This window comes from Streptomyces flavofungini (assembly GCF_041028215.1).
In the GTDB taxonomy this organism is placed as follows: domain Bacteria; phylum Actinomycetota; class Actinomycetes; order Streptomycetales; family Streptomycetaceae; genus Streptomyces; species Streptomyces flavofungini_B.
The window spans coordinates 1-933 of record NZ_JASKYR010001376.1 but is presented as its reverse complement, the minus strand read 5'-3'; the positions used below and the strand labels follow the sequence as shown (position 1 = coordinate 933).

1 pseudogene is annotated in these 933 nt (G+C 74.1%); it reads left to right on the top strand.

From position 1 onward, the window contains the following. Positions 1-149 precede the first annotated feature (149 nt). Positions 150-933 (top strand): annotated as a pseudogene (locus AB8Z36_RS41155) (ATP/GTP-binding protein); the annotation flags it as partial.

The following is a 933-nucleotide window of genomic DNA, read 5'->3' as shown; positions in this document are numbered from 1 at the left end:
GGGATTGCATCACTCCGTTGTCCGACTTGGACACATACCGGTGACCGGGCCGCCGGGCGGACCGGGCGCGTAACGGTGAACTCCCCCCGCGCGGGCACTAGATTGAGCCCGGATCGACGGACGGACCGGCAGGTCAGGGGGCAAGGGCCATGGACACCGAGGGCACGCACGGGCCACGCGACGGACAGCGGGCCGCACCGGTGCCGCGCCCGGCGTCACCCGCGGCGGCCCCCGCCACCCCGCCGCTGCCCAGGCAGCCGCCCGGGGCCGAGCGCTCCGCCGCCGTGGCGGAGTGGCTCGCCGAGCCGCGCCCGAAGGCCTCGCCGGGTGTCTGGCGCAAGGGCTACGTGCCGCCCGAGCCGGGACGGGACACCGAGGGCGGCGAGCGGCGGCGCGTCGTCGGCCTGGTGATCTCCACCCTGCTCGGCCTGCTGTTCTGGTCGCTGTGGCGGCAGGGCGCCGTCCCCTACCAGTGGGTGCCCCTGAAGCTGTTCACGCCGGCGGACTGGTACTGGACGGGCAGCATGGTGGCCAAGCAGTGGCAGGGCGACGAGGCCAAGATGGTCTACCACGGAGTGGTCTTCGGCGCCCTCGTCTACACCGTCGGACGGCTCGGCGCCTGGCCCGAAGCGATCCGCCACTTCGTGATGGAGCGCCCCCAGCCCTCCCGCGCCGTGCTCGCCTCCTTCGCGGCCTCCGCCGCCCTGGTCTACGTCTGGCCGAGCTTCCTCGGCCTGGACTGGCGCCCGCTGCCCGTGGCCGATCCGGTCTTCTCCCTGGTCGCGCTGGTCGCAGGTCTCGACGTGTTCACCTCGCCGGTGGTCACCGACGTCCTGTACACGCTCATCACGCTCGCCGTGCTCGCGCCCTTCGCCCACATCGGCGGCTGGTGGCAGGCCGTGCGCGACCTCAGGGCCACGACCGGCCGCCGCC